This is a genomic window from Streptomyces sp. NPDC039423 (assembly GCF_055598725.1).
Map to the genome: position 1 here is coordinate 18253 of NZ_JBVKAH010000018.1, position 18186 is coordinate 36438.

At 74.8% G+C, this 18186-nt stretch carries 2 protein-coding genes; both read left to right on the top strand.

What is annotated here, in order from left to right; genetic code table 11:
• Positions 1-76: 76 nt before the first annotated feature.
• Positions 77-16501: a type I polyketide synthase gene (locus ACZ7LK_RS31915; RefSeq protein ID WP_471144612.1), complete on the top strand. Its 16425-nt coding sequence runs from the start codon at positions 77-79 to the stop codon at positions 16499-16501.
• A 279-nt stretch (positions 16502-16780) separates the two neighbouring features.
• Positions 16781-18186: type I polyketide synthase (locus ACZ7LK_RS31920; RefSeq protein WP_471144611.1), on the top strand; the 1406-nt coding region annotated here is incomplete at its 3' end.

Sequence of the window (18186 nt, forward strand, 5' to 3'; positions counted from 1 at the left end):
GCACCGCGGTTCCCTCCTTCCGAACCACCGGCTCCGCGCGAGCTTTCCGACTCTGACCACGGGGATGGCGTAAATGGTGAACGAGGAGAAGTACCTCGATTACCTCAAGCGGGCGACGACCGATCTCCGCGAGGCACGACGACGGCTGCGCGAGGTCGAGGAGCGGGAGCAGGAGCCGATCGCGGTCGTCGCGATGAGCTGCCGCTACCCCGGCGGCATCGACACCCCCGAACGGCTGTGGGAGCTCGTCGCCCGGGGCGGCGACGCCGTCACCCCCTACCCCACGGACCGGGGCTGGGACGACGAGGTCCTCTTCGACCCCGACCCCGAGTCCGGCATCGAGGCGTACGAACGGGTCGGCGGGTTCCTCCACGACGCCGCCGAGTTCGACGCCGCGTTCTTCGGGATCTCGCCCCGCGAGGCCCTGGCCATGGACCCGCAGCAGCGGCTGCTGCTGGAGACCTCGTGGGAGGCCATCGAGCGGGCCGGGATCGACCCGGCCGGCCTGCGCGGCAGCCGTACCGGCGTCTTCGCCGGACTGATGTACCACGACTACGCCGCACGGCTGTTCAGCGTGCCCGAGGAGGTCGAGGGCTTCCTCGGCAACGGCAGCTCCGGCAGCATCGCCTCCGGCCGCATCGCCTACACCCTCGGGCTCGAGGGCCCCGCCGTCACCATCGACACCGCCTGCTCCTCCTCGCTCGTCGCCGTCCACCTGGCCGTCCAGGCACTGCGCAACGGCGAGTGCGCGCTGGCCCTCGCCGGTGGCGTCACCGTCATGTCCACCCCCGGCACCTTCACCGAGTTCAGCCGCCAGCGCGGCCTGGCCGGCGACGGCCGCTGCAAGTCCTTCGCCGCCGCCGCCGACGGTACGGGCTGGGGCGAGGGCGCCGGCATGCTCGTCCTGGAACGGCTCTCCGAAGCCCGCCGCAACGGCCACCCCGTCCTCGCGCTGGTCCGGGGCTCCGCCGTCAACCAGGACGGCGCCAGCAGCGGCCTGACCGCCCCCAACGGCCCCTCCCAGCAGCGCGTCATCCGCCAGGCCCTCGCCGGGGCGCGCCTGTCGGCCACCCAGATCGACGCCGTGGAGGCCCACGGCACCGGCACCACCCTCGGCGACCCCATCGAGGCCCAGGCGCTCCTCGCCACCTACGGGCAGGACCGCCCCGACGGCCGGCCGCTGTGGCTCGGCTCCATCAAGTCGAACCTGGGCCACACCCAGGCCGCCGCCGGTGTCGCCGGCATCATCAAAATGGTCATGGCCATGCGCCACGGCGTGCTCCCGCGGACCCTGCACGTCGACGCACCGACCCCCGACGTCGACTGGAGCGAGGGCGCCGTCTCCCTGCTCACCGAGCCGGTGCCCTGGCCCGAGACCGGCGCGCCCCGCAGAGCGGGCGTGTCCTCGTTCGGCATCAGCGGCACCAACGCCCACACCATCCTCGAACAGGTCCCCGACGCCGACGAGCCCGCGGAAACCGCTCCCGCCGCCACCGCGCCCCCCGTACCGCCGCTCTGGGTCCTCTCCGCCAGGACCCCGGCCGCCCTCCGCGACCAGGCGCGCAAGCTCCACGCCCACCTGGCCGCCCACCCCGGCCACCGCGCCGGCGACACGGCCCTCTCCCTCGCCACCGGGCGCACCGCCTTCGACCACCGCGCGGTCCTGACGGCCCCCGACGAGGCGGGCCTCACCGCCGCGCTGGACGCCCTCGCCGCGCTCGACCCCGAAGACACGGCCGCCCCCGCCGCCCCGGGCGTCACCCTCGGCCGCCCGGTCGCCGGCAAGACGGCGTTCCTGTTCACCGGCCAGGGCAGCCAGCGGCCGGCCATGGGCCGCGAACTGTACGACACCTACCCGGTGTTCGCCGAGGCGCTGGACGCGGTCTGCGCCGGGATGGACCCCCACCTCGCCCGGCCGCTCAAGGACGTCCTGTTCGGGGACGACGAGGCCACCCTCGACCGGACGGAGTTCACCCAGCCCGCGCTGTTCGCGGTCGAGGTCGCGCTGTACCGGCTCCTCGAGAACTGGGGCGTGAAGCCCGACTTCCTGACCGGTCACTCGATCGGCGAGATCGCCGCCGCACATGTGGCCGGCGTGTTCTCCCTCGAGGACGCCTGCACCCTGGTCGCCGCCCGTGGGCGGCTGATGCAGGCCCTGCCCGCCGGTGGCGCGATGATCGCCGTCCAGGCGTCGGAGGACGAGGTCCTGCCGCTGCTCACCGAACGGGTCGGCATCGCGGCGATCAACGGCCCGCGATCGGTCGTCGTCGCCGGCGACGAGGCCGACGCGCTCGGCGTCGCCGCCCGCTTCGAGGAACAGGGCCGCAAGACCAAGCGCCTGACGGTCAGTCACGCGTTCCACTCGCCGCACATGGACGGCATGCTGGAGGACTTCCGTACGGTCGCGGAGTCGATCACGTACGCGTCCCCGCGCATCCCCCTCGTCTCCAACCTCACCGGCACACGCGTCACCGACGAGATCGCCTCGGCCGACTTCTGGGTACGCCACGTCCGCGACGCCGTCCGCTTCCTCGACGGCATCCGCACCCTCGCCGACCGCAACGTCGCGCACTACGTCGAACTCGGCCCGGACGGGATCCTGTCCGCGCTGGCCCAGGACTGCCCCACCGGCGACACCGCCGCCTTCGTGCCCCTGCTCCGCCGGGGCCGCCCGGAGACCGAGACCCTCACCGGGGCGCTCGCACGGCTCCACGTCCGCGGCGTGGCCGTCGACTGGGCCGCCTACTACGCGGGCACCGATGCCCGGCGCGTCGACCTGCCCACGTACGCCTTCCAGCGCGAGACGTACTGGCTCGACGCGGGCCGGCCCCCCGGCGACGTGTCGGCCGCCGGACTCGGCAGCGCGGGACACCCGCTGCTCGGCGCCGCCGTGGCGCTCGCCGGCACGGACGGCCTCCTCTGCACCGGCCGCCTCTCCCTCGACACCCACCCGTGGCTCGCCGACCACGCCGTCATGGGCTCCGTGGTCCTGCCCGGCACCGCCTTCGTCGAACTGGCCGTACGCGCCGGAGACCAGGTCGGCTGCGACCACCTCGACGAACTGACGCTCCACGCCCCGCTCGTCCTCCCCGAGCACGGGGGCGTCCAGGTCCAGCTCTGGGTCGGCGCCCCGGACGCCTCCGGCCGCCGCTCCCTCGCCGTGCACTCCCGCCCCGAACCCGCGACGGACCCGGCCGGCCACGACACCGGCACCACGGCGCCGTGGACACGGCACGCCGACGGCGTCCTCGCCACCGGCGCCCCGAGCCCGTCCTTCGCCCCCGACGTCTGGCCCCCGGCCGGCGCCACCCCCCTGCCCGTCGAGGACCTGTACACCGGTCTCGCCGAGGCCGGCCTCGCGTACGGGCCCGCCTTCCAGGGCGTCCGCGCGGCCTGGCGCGGCGAGGACGCCGCCTACGCGGAGATCGAACTGGACGCCGGCCAGAGCGCCGACGCCGCCCAGTTCGCCCTGCACCCCGCGCTGCTCGACGCGGCGCTGCACACCATCGGCCTGGCCGGACTGGTCGAGGACACCGGCCGGGGACGGCTGCCGTTCTCCTGGACGGGCGTCACCCTGCACGCCGTGGGCGCCACCGTGCTCCGCGTACGGCTGACGCAGGCCGGACCCGACGCCGTGTCCGTCGCGCTGGCCGACGGCGCCGGACAGCCCGTCGCCGACATCGCCTCGCTCGCCCTCCGCCCGGTCTCCCCGGCGGAGCCGGGCCCCGTCGCGAACGGCCCGCACGACGCCCTGTTCCGCGTGGACTGGACCCCGCTGACGCTCCCCGAAGCGGCCCCGCACGCGCGGCGCTGGGCGGTGCTCGGCGAGCCGTCGAACGCCCCGGCCGCCCAGGACCAGGAGGACGCCGGGACCTTCGCGCCCGGCCGGTACGTCACCCACCACACGGACCTGGCGGAGCTGACCGAGGCCCTCGACGCGGGCGCCCCCGCGCCGGACGCCGTCCTCGTCCCGCACCCGCAGCCGCCCGCGCTCACCCCCGCGGCGGTCCACGAGGCCGCACACCGGGCGCTCGACCTCCTGCGGCGCTGGACGGCCGACGACCGGCTCGCCGACACCCGGCTCGTCCTGCTCACGCACGGCGCCGTCGCCGCCACCACCGGCGACCGGGTGCCCGACCCGGTGCACGCCGCGGTCTGGGGCCTAGTGCGCTCCGCGCAGGCCGAACACCCGGGCCGCTTCGTCCTCGTGGACGCCGGCACCCCGCACGGGGCCACCCCCGTCGGCGGCCCGGACCGGCGGACCCTGGACGCCCTGCTCGCCACCGACGAGCCGCAGCTCGCCCTGCGCGACGGCACCGCGCACGCCCCCCGGCTCGCCAAGGTCCCCGCCGGATCCTCCGCCACCGCTTCTGCCGGGACCTCTGCGTACGGGGCCGAGGGGACGGTGCTGGTGACCGGTGCGACGGGTACGCTCGGCCGGCTGGTGGCCCGTCATCTGGTGGCCGAGCACGGTGTGCGGCATCTGCTGCTGCTCAGCCGCCGGGGTGAAGCTGCGCCCGGTGCGGCAGAGCTCGCCCGGGAGCTGGCCGAGTCCGGTGCGGGGGTGACCTGGGCGGCCTGTGACGCGGCCGACCGGCAGGCCCTGGCGGCGGTCCTCGCCGCCGTGCCCGAGGACCGTCCGCTCACGGCCGTCGTCCACACCGCCGGCGTTCTCGACGACGGCATCATCGACTCCCTCACCCCCGAACGCCTCGACACCGTCCTCCGCCCCAAGGCCGACGCGGCCCTCAACCTCCACGAACTGACCCGCGACCTGGACCTGTCGGCCTTCGTCCTCTTCTCCTCCGCCGCCGGCGTCTTCGGCGCCCCCGGCCAGGGCAACTACGCCGCCGCCAACAGCTTCCTCGACGCCCTCGCCCAGCACCGGCGCGCCCACGGGCTGCCCGGCCGGTCACTCGCCTGGGGCCTGTGGGAGGACACCGACGGCATGGCCGGCGCCCTGGACCGGGCCGACCTCGACCGGATGAAGCGCGGCGGCGTCCACGGCCTCACCGCCGACGAGGGCCTCGCGCTCCTCGACCTCGCCCACGCCCTGGACACGGCCGAGGACCACCCCGCGACCACGGCCGCCGGAGCCGGCCTGCTCGTCCCCATGCGGCTCACCCTCCCCGCCGCCACCCCCGGAACCGACGTACCCCCGCTGCTGCGCGGGCTGGTCCGCGCACCGGCCCGCCGCGCCGCCGCCGGCGCCGCCGCACGCGGCACCACGGACCTCTCCGCCCTGGAACAGCGGCTCGGCGGCCTCGACGCGCCCGAGCGGGAGCGGCTGCTCCTCGACCTGGTCCGCACCTACGTCGCCGACGTACTCGGCCATGGTTCCCCCGACGCCATCGACCCCGAACACGCCTTCACCGACCTGGGCTTCGACTCCCTCACGGCGGTCGAACTGCGCAACCGCCTCGGTGCGGCCGCCGGCCGGCGCCTGCCCGCCACCCTGGTCTTCGACCACCCGACCACGCTCGCCCTCGCCCGGCACCTGTCCGCCGAACTCGGCGGCACCGGGAACACCCCCGCCGCCACCGCGCCCGCCCCCGGGCCGACCACCGCCGTCGACGACCCGATCGCGATCGTGGCCATGAGCTGCCGGTTCCCCGGCGGCGTCACCAGCCCCGAGGAACTGTGGCGGCTCCTGGAGCGCGGCGGCGACGCCATCTCCGGCTTCCCCACCGACCGTGGCTGGGACGTCGAGGGCCTGTACCACCCCGACCCGGACCACCCCGGCACCTCGTACACCCGCCACGGCGGCTTCCTCCACGACGCCGCCGCCTTCGACCCGACGTTCTTCGGCATCTCCCCCCGCGAGGCCGTCGGGACCGACCCCCAGCAGCGGCTCCTCCTGGAGACCACCTGGGAGGCCTTCGAACGGGCCGGCATCGACCCCGCCACCTTGCGGGGCAGCCGGACCGGCGTCTTCGCCGGTGTGATGTACCACGACTACGCCGCCCTGCTGGAGGGCTCGGCCGGCGGAGCGGAAGGCTCCCTCGGCTCGGGCAGCACGGGCAGCATCGCCTCGGGCCGGGTCTCCTACACCTTCGGTCTCGAAGGCCCCGCCGTCACCATCGACACCGCCTGCTCGTCGTCCCTGGTCGCCCTGCACATGGCGATCCAGGCGCTGCGCACCGGTGAGTGCGACATGGCGCTGGCCGGAGGCGTCACCGTCATGGCCACCCCCGGCACCTTCGTCGGCTTCAGCCGCCAGCGCGGGCTGTCCGCCGACGGCCGCTGCCGGGCCTTCTCGGCCGACGCCGACGGGACGGGCTGGGGCGAGGGCGTCGGCATGCTGCTCGTCGAGCGGCTGTCGGACGCGCGCACCAAGGGCCACCCGGTCCTCGCCGTGGTCCGTGGCTCGGCCGTCAACCAGGACGGCGCCAGCAACGGGCTGACCGCCCCCAACGGGCCCTCCCAGCAGCGCGTCATCCGCGCCGCCCTGGCGAGCGCGGGCCTGTCGGCGGCCGACGTCGACGCCGTCGAGGCGCACGGTACGGGCACGACGCTGGGCGACCCGATCGAGGCGCAGGCGCTGCTGGCCACCTACGGCCAGGACAGGGCCGACGACCGCCCGCTGCTCCTCGGCTCCGTCAAGTCGAACCTGGGCCACACGCAGGCCGCCGCCGGTGTCGCGGGCGTCATCAAGATGGTCATGGCCATGCGCCACGGGGTGCTGCCGCCGACCCTGCACGCCGAACGGCCGACCGAGCACGTCGACTGGTCGGAAGGCGCGGTCACCCTGCTCACCGAGCCGGTGCCGTGGCCCGAGACCGGCCGTCCGCGCCGGGCGGGCGTCTCCTCGTTCGGCATCAGCGGGACCAACGCCCACACCATCATCGAGCAGGCCCCGGAGGAGACCGCCCAGGACGACGCCACAACCACCGCCGGGACCGTTCCGGGCGCGCCCGCCCCGAACACCCCGCCGCCCCTCCTGCCCCTGCGGATCTCGGCCCGTAGCGCCGAGGCGCTGTCCGCCCAGGCCCGGGCCCTGCGCGCCCACCTGGCGGCCCACCCCGACACGCCCCTCGCGGACGTGGCCCACTCGCTCGCCACGGGACGGGCGCTGTTCGACCACCGCGCCGTCGTCCTCGCGACGGACGCCGCGACCGCCGCCACCGCGCTCGACGCCCTCACCGACGACCGGGCGGCGACCACCCCCGGACCGGTCCGGGGCACGGCGGCCAAGGGCGCCCGCACGGCGTTCCTGTTCACCGGACAGGGCAGCCAGCGCCCCGACATGGGCCGTGAACTCCACGACACCTACCCCGTGTTCGCGGACGCCCTCGACGCGGTGTGCGCGCGGCTCGACCTGCCGCTGAAGGAGGTGCTGTTCGGCGCGGACGAGGCTGCTCTGGACCGTACGGAGTACACGCAGCCCGCGCTGTTCGCGCTGGAGGTGGCGCTGTTCCGGCTGTTGGAGTCGTGGGGCGTGAAGCCCGACTTCCTGGCCGGGCACTCCATCGGTGAGATCGCGGCCGCGCATGTGGCGGGTGTGTTCTCGCTGGAGGACGCGTGCCGGCTGGTGGCGGCGCGTGGCCGTCTGATGCAGGCGCTGCCGACCGGTGGCGTGATGATCGCCGTGCAGGCGTCGGAGGACGAGGTCCTGCCGCTGCTGACCGAGCGGGTGAGCATCGCGGCGATCAACGGGCCGCAGTCCGTGGTCGTCGCGGGTGACGAGGCCGATGCGCTGGCGATCGCCGAGCACTTCGAGGAGCAGGGTCGTAAGACCAAGCGGCTGACCGTCAGCCACGCGTTCCACTCGCCCCACATGGACGGCATGCTGGAGGACTTCCGTACGGTCGCGGAGTCGATCTCGTACGAGACCCCCCGGATCCCCGTCGTGTCGAACCTGACCGGTGCGCTGGTCACGGACGAGATGGGTTCGGCGGACTTCTGGGTACGGCATGTCCGGGACGCGGTCCGCTTCCTTGACGGCATGCGCTTCCTGGAGGCCGAGGGCGTCACCACGTACGTCGAGATCGGTCCCGACGGCATCCTGTCGGCCCTGGCCCAGGACTGCCTGAGCGGCGGCACCGACGCGGTCTTCGCGCCCGCCCTCCGCTCCGGCCGGCCCGAGGCCGAGACCCTGAACACCGCCCTCGCCCAGGCACACGTCCACGGCACGCCCGTCGACTGGAACGCCTACTTCGCCGGTACGGGCGCCCGGCGCGTCGACCTGCCCACGTACGCCTTCCAGCGCGAGCGCTACTGGCCCGGGACGGGCACCCCACGGCCCGGCGACGCCCACGGGCTCGGACTGGCCGCGGCGGGGCATCCGCTGCTGGGCGCGGCCGTCGCGCTCGCGGACTCCGACGAGCGCGTGTTCACCGGCCGGCTCTCGCTGCGGACGCACCCCTGGCTGGCGGACCACGCCGTCATGGGCTCGGTCCTGCTCCCCGGCACGGCACTCGTCGAACTGGCCCTGCACGCGGGCGAACGCGCCGGCAGCCGGGCCCTGGACGAGCTGACGCTCCAGGCACCGCTGGTCCTCCCGGAGACGGGCACGGTCCAGCTCCAGGTCGTGGTCGGCTCGCCCGACGGCTCCGGCCGCCGTCCGGTGGCCGTCCACTCGCGCCCCGACGCCGAGGACGGCCCGTGGGTCCGGCACGCCGACGGCCTCCTCTCGGACGACCTCCGGGACGCGGGCGCCGATCTCGGTGCGTGGCCGCCCGCCGACGCGGTGCCGGTGCCGGTGGAGAACGTGTACGACGTCCTCGACGCGTCCGGCCTCACCTACGGGCCCCTGTTCCAGGGGCTGCGGGCGGCCTGGCGGCGCGACGGCGAACTGTTCGCCGAACTCGCCCTGCCCGACGGGGCCCGGAACGACGCCGGCGCCTTCGGACTGCACCCCGCCCTGCTCGACTCGGCGCTGCACACCCTGGCCCTCGGCGATCTGCTGACGGGTCCCGAGGGTGACGCGGCCGTCGGCGGCGCGCGCCTTCCCTTCGCCTGGAGCGGTGTACGGCTGCACGCGGCCGGCGCCTCGGCGGTACGGGTCCGCCTGGCCGCCGCCGGCCCCGGCACGGTGTCCCTGGAACTGGCCGACGGGGTCGGCGACCCCGTCGCCTCGGTGGACGCGCTGACCCTGCGGGAGGTGTCGGCCGAGCAGATCGGCGCCGCGCGCGGTCACCAGGAGTCCCTGTACCGGATCGACTGGACCGAACTCCCGGCCGGCCGGCCGGCGGAGCCGACGGCCTCCGTGCCGGCGGTGCTCGGCTCGGAGGTGCCGGGGCTGGAAGCCGTTCCGTACGCCGACCTCACGGCGCTCGCCGACGCGGACGCCGATGTGCCGGAGCTGGTCTTCATCGGCACCGGCACGAGCACGGCGACCGGGGCGGACGGTGACGTGCTGCCGCACGCGGTGCACGTGCGCGCTTCCGAGGCGCTCGACCTCGTACGGGCCTGGCTCGCCGACGAACGGTTCGCGGACGCCCGCCTGGTCTTCGTGACGCGCGGGGCGATGGCGACCGGTCCCTCCGAGCCCGTCCGCGATCTCGCGGGTGCGGCGGTGTGGGGCCTGGTCCGGTCCGCCGGCACGGAGCACCCCGGCCGGTTCGGCCTGGTCGACCTGGACGTCGACGCCGATGGGCAGGGCCTGCCCGGACAGGCGGTGGCGGCGGCCCTGGCCGCGGGTGAGCCGGAGGTGGCGGTCCGGGACGGGGCGCTGCTGGTGCCGAGGCTGGCCCGTGTGGCTGTGACCGATGCCGGTGGTCGTGTGCTTGATCCCGCGGGCACGGTGTTGGTGACGGGTGCGGGTGGCACGCTGGGTGGTTTGTTCGCTCGTCATCTGGTGGCGGAGCGGGGTGTGCGGCATCTGCTGCTGGTCAGCCGTCGTGGTGCGCAGGCCGCTGGTGCGGCTGAGTTGACGGTGGAGCTGGCGGGGCTGGGTGCTGAGGTGTCGTGGGCGGCGTGTGATGTCGCCGACCGGGACGCCCTGGCTGAGGCTTTGTCTCAGGTGCCTGAGGCGCATCCGTTGACGGCCGTGGTGCATACGGCCGGTGTGCTGGACGACGGTGTGGTCGGGTCCCTGACGCCGGAGCGTCTGTCGGGCGTGCTGCGTCCGAAGGTCGACGGCGCCTGGAACCTTCACGAGCTGACCCGCGACATGGACCTGTCGGCGTTCGTGCTGTTCTCGTCGGCTGCTGGTGTGTTCGGTGGTGCGGGTCAGGCGAACTACGCGGCGGGCAATGTGTTCCTGGACGCGCTGGCGCAGCACCGCCGGGCCGCCGGTCTGGCCGGCACCTCGCTGGCCTGGGGCCTGTGGGCCGCCGACGGAGGCGGCATGGCGGCCGAACTCGACCAGTCCGATCGTGAGCGGCTGAACCGTGGTGGTGTGGCCGCGCTGTCCGCCGAGGAGGGCCTTGCCCTGTTCGACGCCACCTCGGCGTCCGAGCAGGCGGTGTTCGTGCCGGTCAAGCTGGACCTGGCCGCCCTGCGGGCGCAGGCGAGCGGTGGCGGGATGCTCCCGCCGCTGCTCAGCGGACTCGTCCGTACCCCCACCCGCCGTGCGGCGGGCACCTCCGGGACCGGTGCCGACGGTGGCACGGGCGCACTGGCGGAACGCCTCGGCCGACTGACGACCGCCGAACAGACCGCGTACCTCCTCGACACCGTGCGCGCCCAGGTGGCCGGCGTACTGGGCTACGCCGGACCGGAGGCCGTCGGGACCGACCGCTCGTTCCGCGAGCTGGGCTTCGACTCGCTGACCGCCGTGGAGCTGCGCAACCTGCTCGCCGCGGCGACGGGCCTCAGGCTCCCCGCCACGCTCGTCTTCGACTACCCGACCCCCCTCGTGCTCGCCGACCACCTGCGCGCCGAGCTCGTCGGAGCGGCGCCCGTGGCCACCGGCCCGAGCACCCCCGCGGTCCGGGACGACGAACCCATCGCGATCGTCGGCCTCGGCTGCCGCTACCCCGGTGGCGTGGAGACCCCCGACGACCTGTGGGAGCTGGTGCGGGAAGGCCGGGACGCCATCTCGGGGTTCCCGGACGACCGCGGCTGGGACGTGGCCGCCCTCTTCGACGACGACCCCGACCAGCAGGGCACGAGCTACGCCCGCGAGGGCGGCTTCGTGCGCGACGCGGGCCACTTCGACCCGGCGTTCTTCGGCATCTCGCCCCGCGAGGCCGTGGCGATGGACCCGCAGCAGCGGCTGCTCCTCGAAACCTCCTGGGAGGCGTTCGAGCGGGCGGGCATCGACCCGGCCACCTTGCGCGGCAGCCGCACCGGGGTGTTCGCGGGTGTGATGTACCACGACTACGCCTCTCGGCTCACCGCGCTCCCCGAGGGCGTGGAGGGCTTCCTCGGCACGGGCAACGCGGCCAGCGTCATCTCCGGCCGGCTCTCGTACGCCTTCGGGCTCGAAGGCCCGGCCGTCACCGTCGACACCGCCTGCTCGTCCTCGCTCGTCGCCCTGCACCTGGCCGTCCAGGCGCTGCGCAACGGCGAGTGCACGCTGGCGCTCGCGGGCGGTGTGACGGTCATGGCGACCCCCGCGCCGTTCGTGGAGTTCAGCCGCCAGCGCGGGCTCGCGGCCGACGGCCGCTGCAAGGCGTTCTCGGCCGGTGCCGACGGCACCGGATGGTCCGAGGGCGCGGGCGTCCTGCTGGTGGAACGGCTGTCGGACGCGCGCGCCAAGGGCCACCCGGTCCTCGCGGTCGTGCGCGGCTCGGCGATCAACCAGGACGGTGCGAGCAACGGCCTCACCGCCCCCAACGGTCCGTCCCAGCAGCGCGTCATCCGTGCCGCTCTGGCGAGTGCGGGTCTGTCGGCGGCGGACGTGGACGTCGTGGAGGCGCACGGTACGGGGACGACGCTGGGCGACCCGATCGAGGCGCAGGCGCTTCTTGCCACCTATGGCCAGGACCGGCCGGAGGGCCGGCCGCTGCTGCTGGGGTCGATCAAGTCGAACATGGGTCACACCCAGGCGGCCGCCGGTGTGGCGGGCATCATCAAGATGGTGCAGGCGATGCGCCACGGTGTCGTGCCGCGGACGTTGCACGTGGACGAGCCGACCCCGCACGTCGACTGGACGGCGGGCGACATCGCCCTGCTGACCGAGCAGACGGAGTGGCCCGAGACCGGCCGCCCCCGCCGCGCCGCCGTCTCGTCCTTCGGCTTCAGCGGCACCAACGCCCACGCCATCATCGAGCAGGCCCCCGACCCGGTGGACGCCGAGCTTCCGCAGGTGCCCGAGCGCACGCCCGGCACCCTCCCGTGGCTGCTCTCGGCGAAGAACCAGGACGCCCTGCGCGAGCAGGCCGGACGACTGCGGACGTACGCCGCCGAGCACCCCGAACTGTCCCTCGCCGACATCGGGTACGCGCTGGCGACGAGCCGGACGGCACTCGACCGGCGGGCGGCCGTGGTCGCCGAGGGCCGCGAGGAGTTCCTGGCCGGTCTCACCGCGCTGGCCGAGGGCGGCTCCTCCGCCCACCTGATCGAGGGCTCACCGGCCGGTGGCAAGCTCGCCTTCCTGTTCACGGGTCAGGGCAGCCAGCGGCTGGGTATGGGTCGTGAGCTGTACGAGGCGTTCCCGGTGTTCGCGGAGGCGCTGGACGCGATCTGCGCCCGCCTGGAACTGCCGCTCAAGGATGTGCTGTTCGGGTCGGACGCGGCTGCCCTCGACCGTACGGAGTTCACCCAGCCTGCGCTGTTCGCGGTGGAGGTGGCGCTGTTCCGGCTGGTGGAGTCGTGGGGCGTGAAGCCGGACTTCCTGGCGGGTCATTCGATCGGTGAGATCGCGGCCGCTCATGTGGCCGGGGTGTTCTCGCTGGAGGACGCGTGCACATTGGTGGCGGCTCGTGGGCGTCTGATGCAGGCGCTGCCGACCGGTGGCGTGATGATCGCGGTCCAGGCTTCGGAGGACGAGGTCCTGCCGCTGCTCACCGAGGGCGTCAGCATCGCGGCGATCAACGGGCCGCAGTCGGTCGTGATCGCGGGTGATGAGGCCGACGCGGTGGCGATCGCCGGACGTTTCGAGGAGTTGGGTCGTAAGACCAAGCGCCTGACGGTCAGTCACGCGTTCCACTCGCCGCACATGGACGGCATGCTGGCCGACTTCCGCAAGGTCGCGGAGTCGATCAGGTACGAGACCCCGCGTATCGCCGTCGTGTCGAACCTGACCGGTGCGCTGGTCACGGACGAGATGGGTTCGGCGGACTTCTGGGTACGTCACGTCCGCGAGGCCGTGCGCTTCCTGGACGGCGTACGCGCTCTGGAGGCGGCCGGGGTCACGACGTACCTGGAACTCGGCCCCGACGGGGTCCTGTCGGCCCTGGCCCAGGACTGCCAGACCGGTGAGGCGGACGCGGCCGTCTTCGCGCCCGCCCTCCGCAACGGCCGGCCGGAAACGGAAACGGTGGCCACCGCTCTCGCCCAGGCCCAGGTCCGGGGTGTGACGGTCGACTGGGAGGCGTACTGGGCCGGTACCGGCGCCCGGCGCGTCGACCTGCCGACCTACCCCTTCCAGCGGCAGCGGTACTGGCTGGAGGCACCCGCCCACGCGCTGGGCGGGGACGTCACCTCCGCGGGGCTCGGCCAGGTCGGGCACCCGCTGCTGGGTGCCGCGGTGGAGCTGCCGGACTCGGACGGGTTCCTGTTCACCGGGCGGCTCTCCCTCCGCACGCACCCGTGGCTGGCCGACCACCGCGTGGGCGGCACGGTACTGCTGCCCGGCGCCGCCCTGGTGGAGCTGGCCGTGCGGGCCGGCGACCACGCGGGCTGCGACCTGCTGGAGGACCTCACCCTGGAAGCCCCGCTGACGCTGCCCGAGTCGGGCGCGGTGCAGCTACGGCTCACCGTCGCGGAGCCGGACGCGTCGGGGCGGCGGGCGTTCCACGTCCACTCCCGCCCCGAGGAGTCCGGACCGGGGGAGCCCTGGACCCGGCACGCGAGCGGCGTCCTGTCCGTCGCGGACGAGCCCGCCGGCGAGGCCGAGGGGCTGCCCGACGGGCGCTCCGAGTGGCCCCCGGCCGGTGCGGTCGCCTGCGAGGTCGAGGACCTGTACCCGTCGTTCGACGCCATCGGGCTCGGGTACGGTCCGGCGTTCCGCAATCTGCGACGCGCCTGGCGGCACGGTGACGAGGTGTTCGCCGAGGTGGCGCTCGACGACGAACGGCAGGCGGAGGGAGCCCTCTTCGGGCTCCACCCGGCGCTGCTCGACGCCGCACTGCACGCGGTCGGCCTCGGGGACTTCTTCCCCGGCGGGCCCGGCGGCGCGAGGCTGCCGTTCTCGTGGGACACCGTGCGGCTGCACGCCTCGGGAGCGACGGCGCTGCGGGTGCGGATGGCGCCGGCCGACGGCCAGGACGCGGTGGCACTGGACCTCGCGGACGAGACGGGCCGACCGGCGCTGACCGCCGGCTCCCTGGTGCTGCGCCCGGTGTCCGTCGACGCCCTCGGCGACGGCGGACCGGGCCCGGTGCGGGACGCGCTGTTCCAGGTCGACTGGCCCGTACTGTCCCTGCCCGGGGCGCAGCCGCCCACCGGCGGGCGCTGGGCGCTCCTGGGCGCCGACCCGCTGGAGCTGGGCGCGGCGCTGGAGCGGACCGGTGTGCTGGAGCGGGACGCGCTGTTCGGCGCGGACGCCCCGGATGCCGGGGCCGCCACGGGTGAAGGCCCCGACGGCCGGTACGCGGACCTGGCGGCACTCGGCGAAGCGGTGGAGCTGGCAGGGGCGTTGGGGGATCAGGCCCCGGAGACGGTCCTCGTCTCCCTGGCGCCCGGCCCGGACGCGGCGGACGGCCTGGTGCCGGCCGCCCACGCCGCCGCCGGGCAGGTACTGCGGCTGGTGCGCTCCTGGCTGGCCGACGAGCGGTTCGCCGGCTCGCGGCTGGCGCTGGTCACCCGGGGCGCCGTCGCGACGGACGCCGAGGAGGACGTCCAGGACCTGGCGCACGCCGCCGTATGGGGCCTGGTCCGTTCCGCGCAGGCCGAACACCCCGACCGCTTCGTGCTGGTCGACCTCGACGGCGCGGACGCCTCCTACCGGGCGCTGCCCGCCGCACTGGACGCCCCCGAGACGCAACTCGCCGTACGGGACGGGGCCGTGCTGGCCCCCCGGCTGGCCCGGGCGGTCGTCGCGCCCGCCCTGGACGGCGCGCTCCCCGGCCACGGCCTCGACCCGGAGGGCACCGTCCTCATCACGGGGGCGACCGGGACGCTCGGCGGGCTCTTCGCCGGGCACCTGGTCGCCGAGCACGGCGTACGGCACCTGCTGCTCACCAGCCGCCGTGGTGCCGAGGCCGAAGGCGCCGCGGAGCTCACGGCCGCCCTCACCGGGGCGGGCGCGCACGTCACCTGGGCCGCCTGTGACGCGGCCGACCGTGACGCACTGGCCGCGCTGCTGGGCTCCGTACCCGCCGAGCACCCGCTGACGGCCGTGGTGCACACCGCGGGCGTCCTGGACGACGGCACCGTCGAGTCACTGACGCCCGAGCGCATGGAACGCGTCCTGCGGCCCAAGGTGGACGCGGCGTGGAACCTGCACGAACTGACGCACGGGCTCGACCTGGCCGCGTTCGTCCTGTTCTCGTCGGCCGCCGGTGTGTTCGGCAATGCCGGGCAGGCCAACTACGCGGCGGGCAACGCATTCCTGGACGCGCTCGCCCAGCACCGCCGGGCGCAGGGCTTCACGGCGGTCTCCCTGGCCTGGGGCCTGTGGGACGACGAGGCGGGCATGGCCGCCACGCTCGACGACCGCGACCGGCGGCGGCTCGGCGGCCGGGGCGGCATGACGCCCCTGTCGGCGGCCGAGGGCCTCGCGCTCTTCGACACGGCCCTGCCGGGCGGGACCCCGTCCGGCGCCGTGCCCGAGGAGGCGCGGACCGCGCCGCTGCTCGTACCGGCCCGGCTCGACCTGGCGGCGCTCCAGGCGCAGGTCGGCGACACCGTGCCGCCGCTGCTGCGCGGGCTGCTCCGTACCCCGGTGCGGCGCAGGGCGGGCGGAGCGGCGGCGGACGGACCGGACTCGCTCGCGCAGCGGCTCGCCCAACTGCCGCCCGCCGAACGGGACCGGGTGCTGCTGGACCTGGTCTGCACCCAGGTGGCCCAGGTACTGGGACACAGCGGCGCGGCCGCCATCGAACCGGGAACCGCGTTCAAGGAGCTCGGCTTCGACTCCCTCACGGCGGTCGAGCTGCGCAACCGGCTCGGCGCGGCCGCCGGGCTCAGGCTGCCGGCCACGCTCATCTTCGACTACCCGACCCCCGAAGCGCTGAGCGGACACCTCCGTTCGGCACTGCCCCTCGATGACGACGGGCCGTCCGTCTTCGGAGAACTCGACCGCCTGGAGGCCGCCCTGAGCGCGGCCGACACGGACGGCGTCACCCGCTCGCGGATCACGATGCGCCTCCAGGCACTCATGACCAAGTGGACCGACGCACAGGACGCGACCGGTGCCGCCGACCAGGACGTCGACGACGACGACCTCGAAACGGCCACCGACGACGAGCTGTTCGACCTGCTGGACGACGAGCTCGGCGCTTCCTGACCGACCGATCACCCGACCGATCACCCGGCCGATCACCCGAACCGATCAGATCACCCGATCGGATCACCCGATCGATCAGCGGATCGATCACCCCCGCCGTCCGCCCCACGGGCGGACGAGAGCGCCGCACGAGGGCGCGCCGCTCCCGCTCCCCGAGCGGGCGGCGGCGCCGCCCCGTACCGGCCGACCACCCCACCCCTCCGGGGCCCGCACGCCGGCCCCGGACCCACGGACGACCGACCAGTACAACCGCCTCTCTGGCATGGAGCCCACGCAATGGTGAACGAGGACAAGCTTCGCGACTACCTGAAGCGGGCGACCGCCGATCTGCGCCAGGCCCGCAGGCGGCTCCGCGAGGTCGAGGAGAAGAACCAGGAGCCCATCGCCATCGTCGCGATGAGCTGCCGCTACCCCGGGGGCGTCCGCACCCCCGAGGACCTGTGGCGGCTCGTCGAGAACGGTGACGACGCGATCTCCGGCTTCCCCGTCGACCGCGGCTGGGACGTGGAGTCCCTGTACGACGCCGACCCCGACAGCGCCGGATCCAGCTACGTCAGCGAGGGCGGCTTCCTCTACGACGCCGCCGGCTTCGACCCCGCCCCCTTCGGGATCTCCCCGCGCGAGGCGCTGGCGATGGACCCGCAGCAGCGGCTGCTGCTGGAAGCCTCCTGGGAGGCGTTCGAGCGGGCGGGCATCGACCCCTCGTCCGTACGGGGCAGCAGGACGGCCGTCTTCGCCGGTGTGATGTACCACGACTACACGGCCCGCCTCGACTCCGTACCCGAAGGCGTCGAGGGCTTCCTCGGCACCGGCAGCTCCGGCAGCATCGCCTCCGGCCGCGTGGCCTACACGTTCGGCCTCGAAGGGCCCGCGGTCACGATCGACACGGCCTGCTCGTCGTCACTCGTCGCTCTCCACCTGGCCGTGCAGGCACTGCGCGCGGGGGAGTGCTCCCTGGCGCTGGCCGGCGGTGTCACCGTGATGGCGACCCCCGCGACGTTCACCGAGTTCAGCCGGCAGCGCGGGCTCGCCCCGGACGGCCGCTGCAAGCCCTTCGCGGCGGCCGCGGACGGTACGGGCTGGGGCGAGGGCGTCGGCATGCTGCTCGTCGAGCGGCTGTCCGACGCGCAGCGCAACGGGCACCCGGTGCTGGCGGTCGTACGCGGTTCGGCGATCAACCAGGACGGCGCGAGCAACGGCCTGACCGCCCCGAACGGCCCCTCGCAGCAGCGCGTCATCCACGAGGCGCTCACCAACGCCCGGCTGTCGGCCGCCGACGTCGACGTCGTCGAGGCGCACGGTACGGGGACGACGCTGGGCGACCCGATCGAGGCGCAGGCCCTCCTGGCCACGTACGGCCAGGACCGGCCCGAGGACCGGCCCCTGCTGCTCGGCTCCATCAAGTCGAACATCGGCCACACCCAGGCCGCCGCCGGTGTCGCGAGCATCATCAAGATGGTCGAGGCGATGCGCCACGGCGTCGTACCGAAGACCCTCCACCTCGACCGGCCGTCCCCGCACGTCGACTGGGAGGCGGGTGCCGTCTCCCTGATCGGCGACACGACCGCCTGGCCGGAGACGGGAGAACCCCGCCGTGCGGGTGTGTCGTCGTTCGGGTTCAGCGGGACGAACGCGCATGTGATCGTGGAGCAGGCGCCGGAGGTTTCCCCGGTCGAGGGTGATGC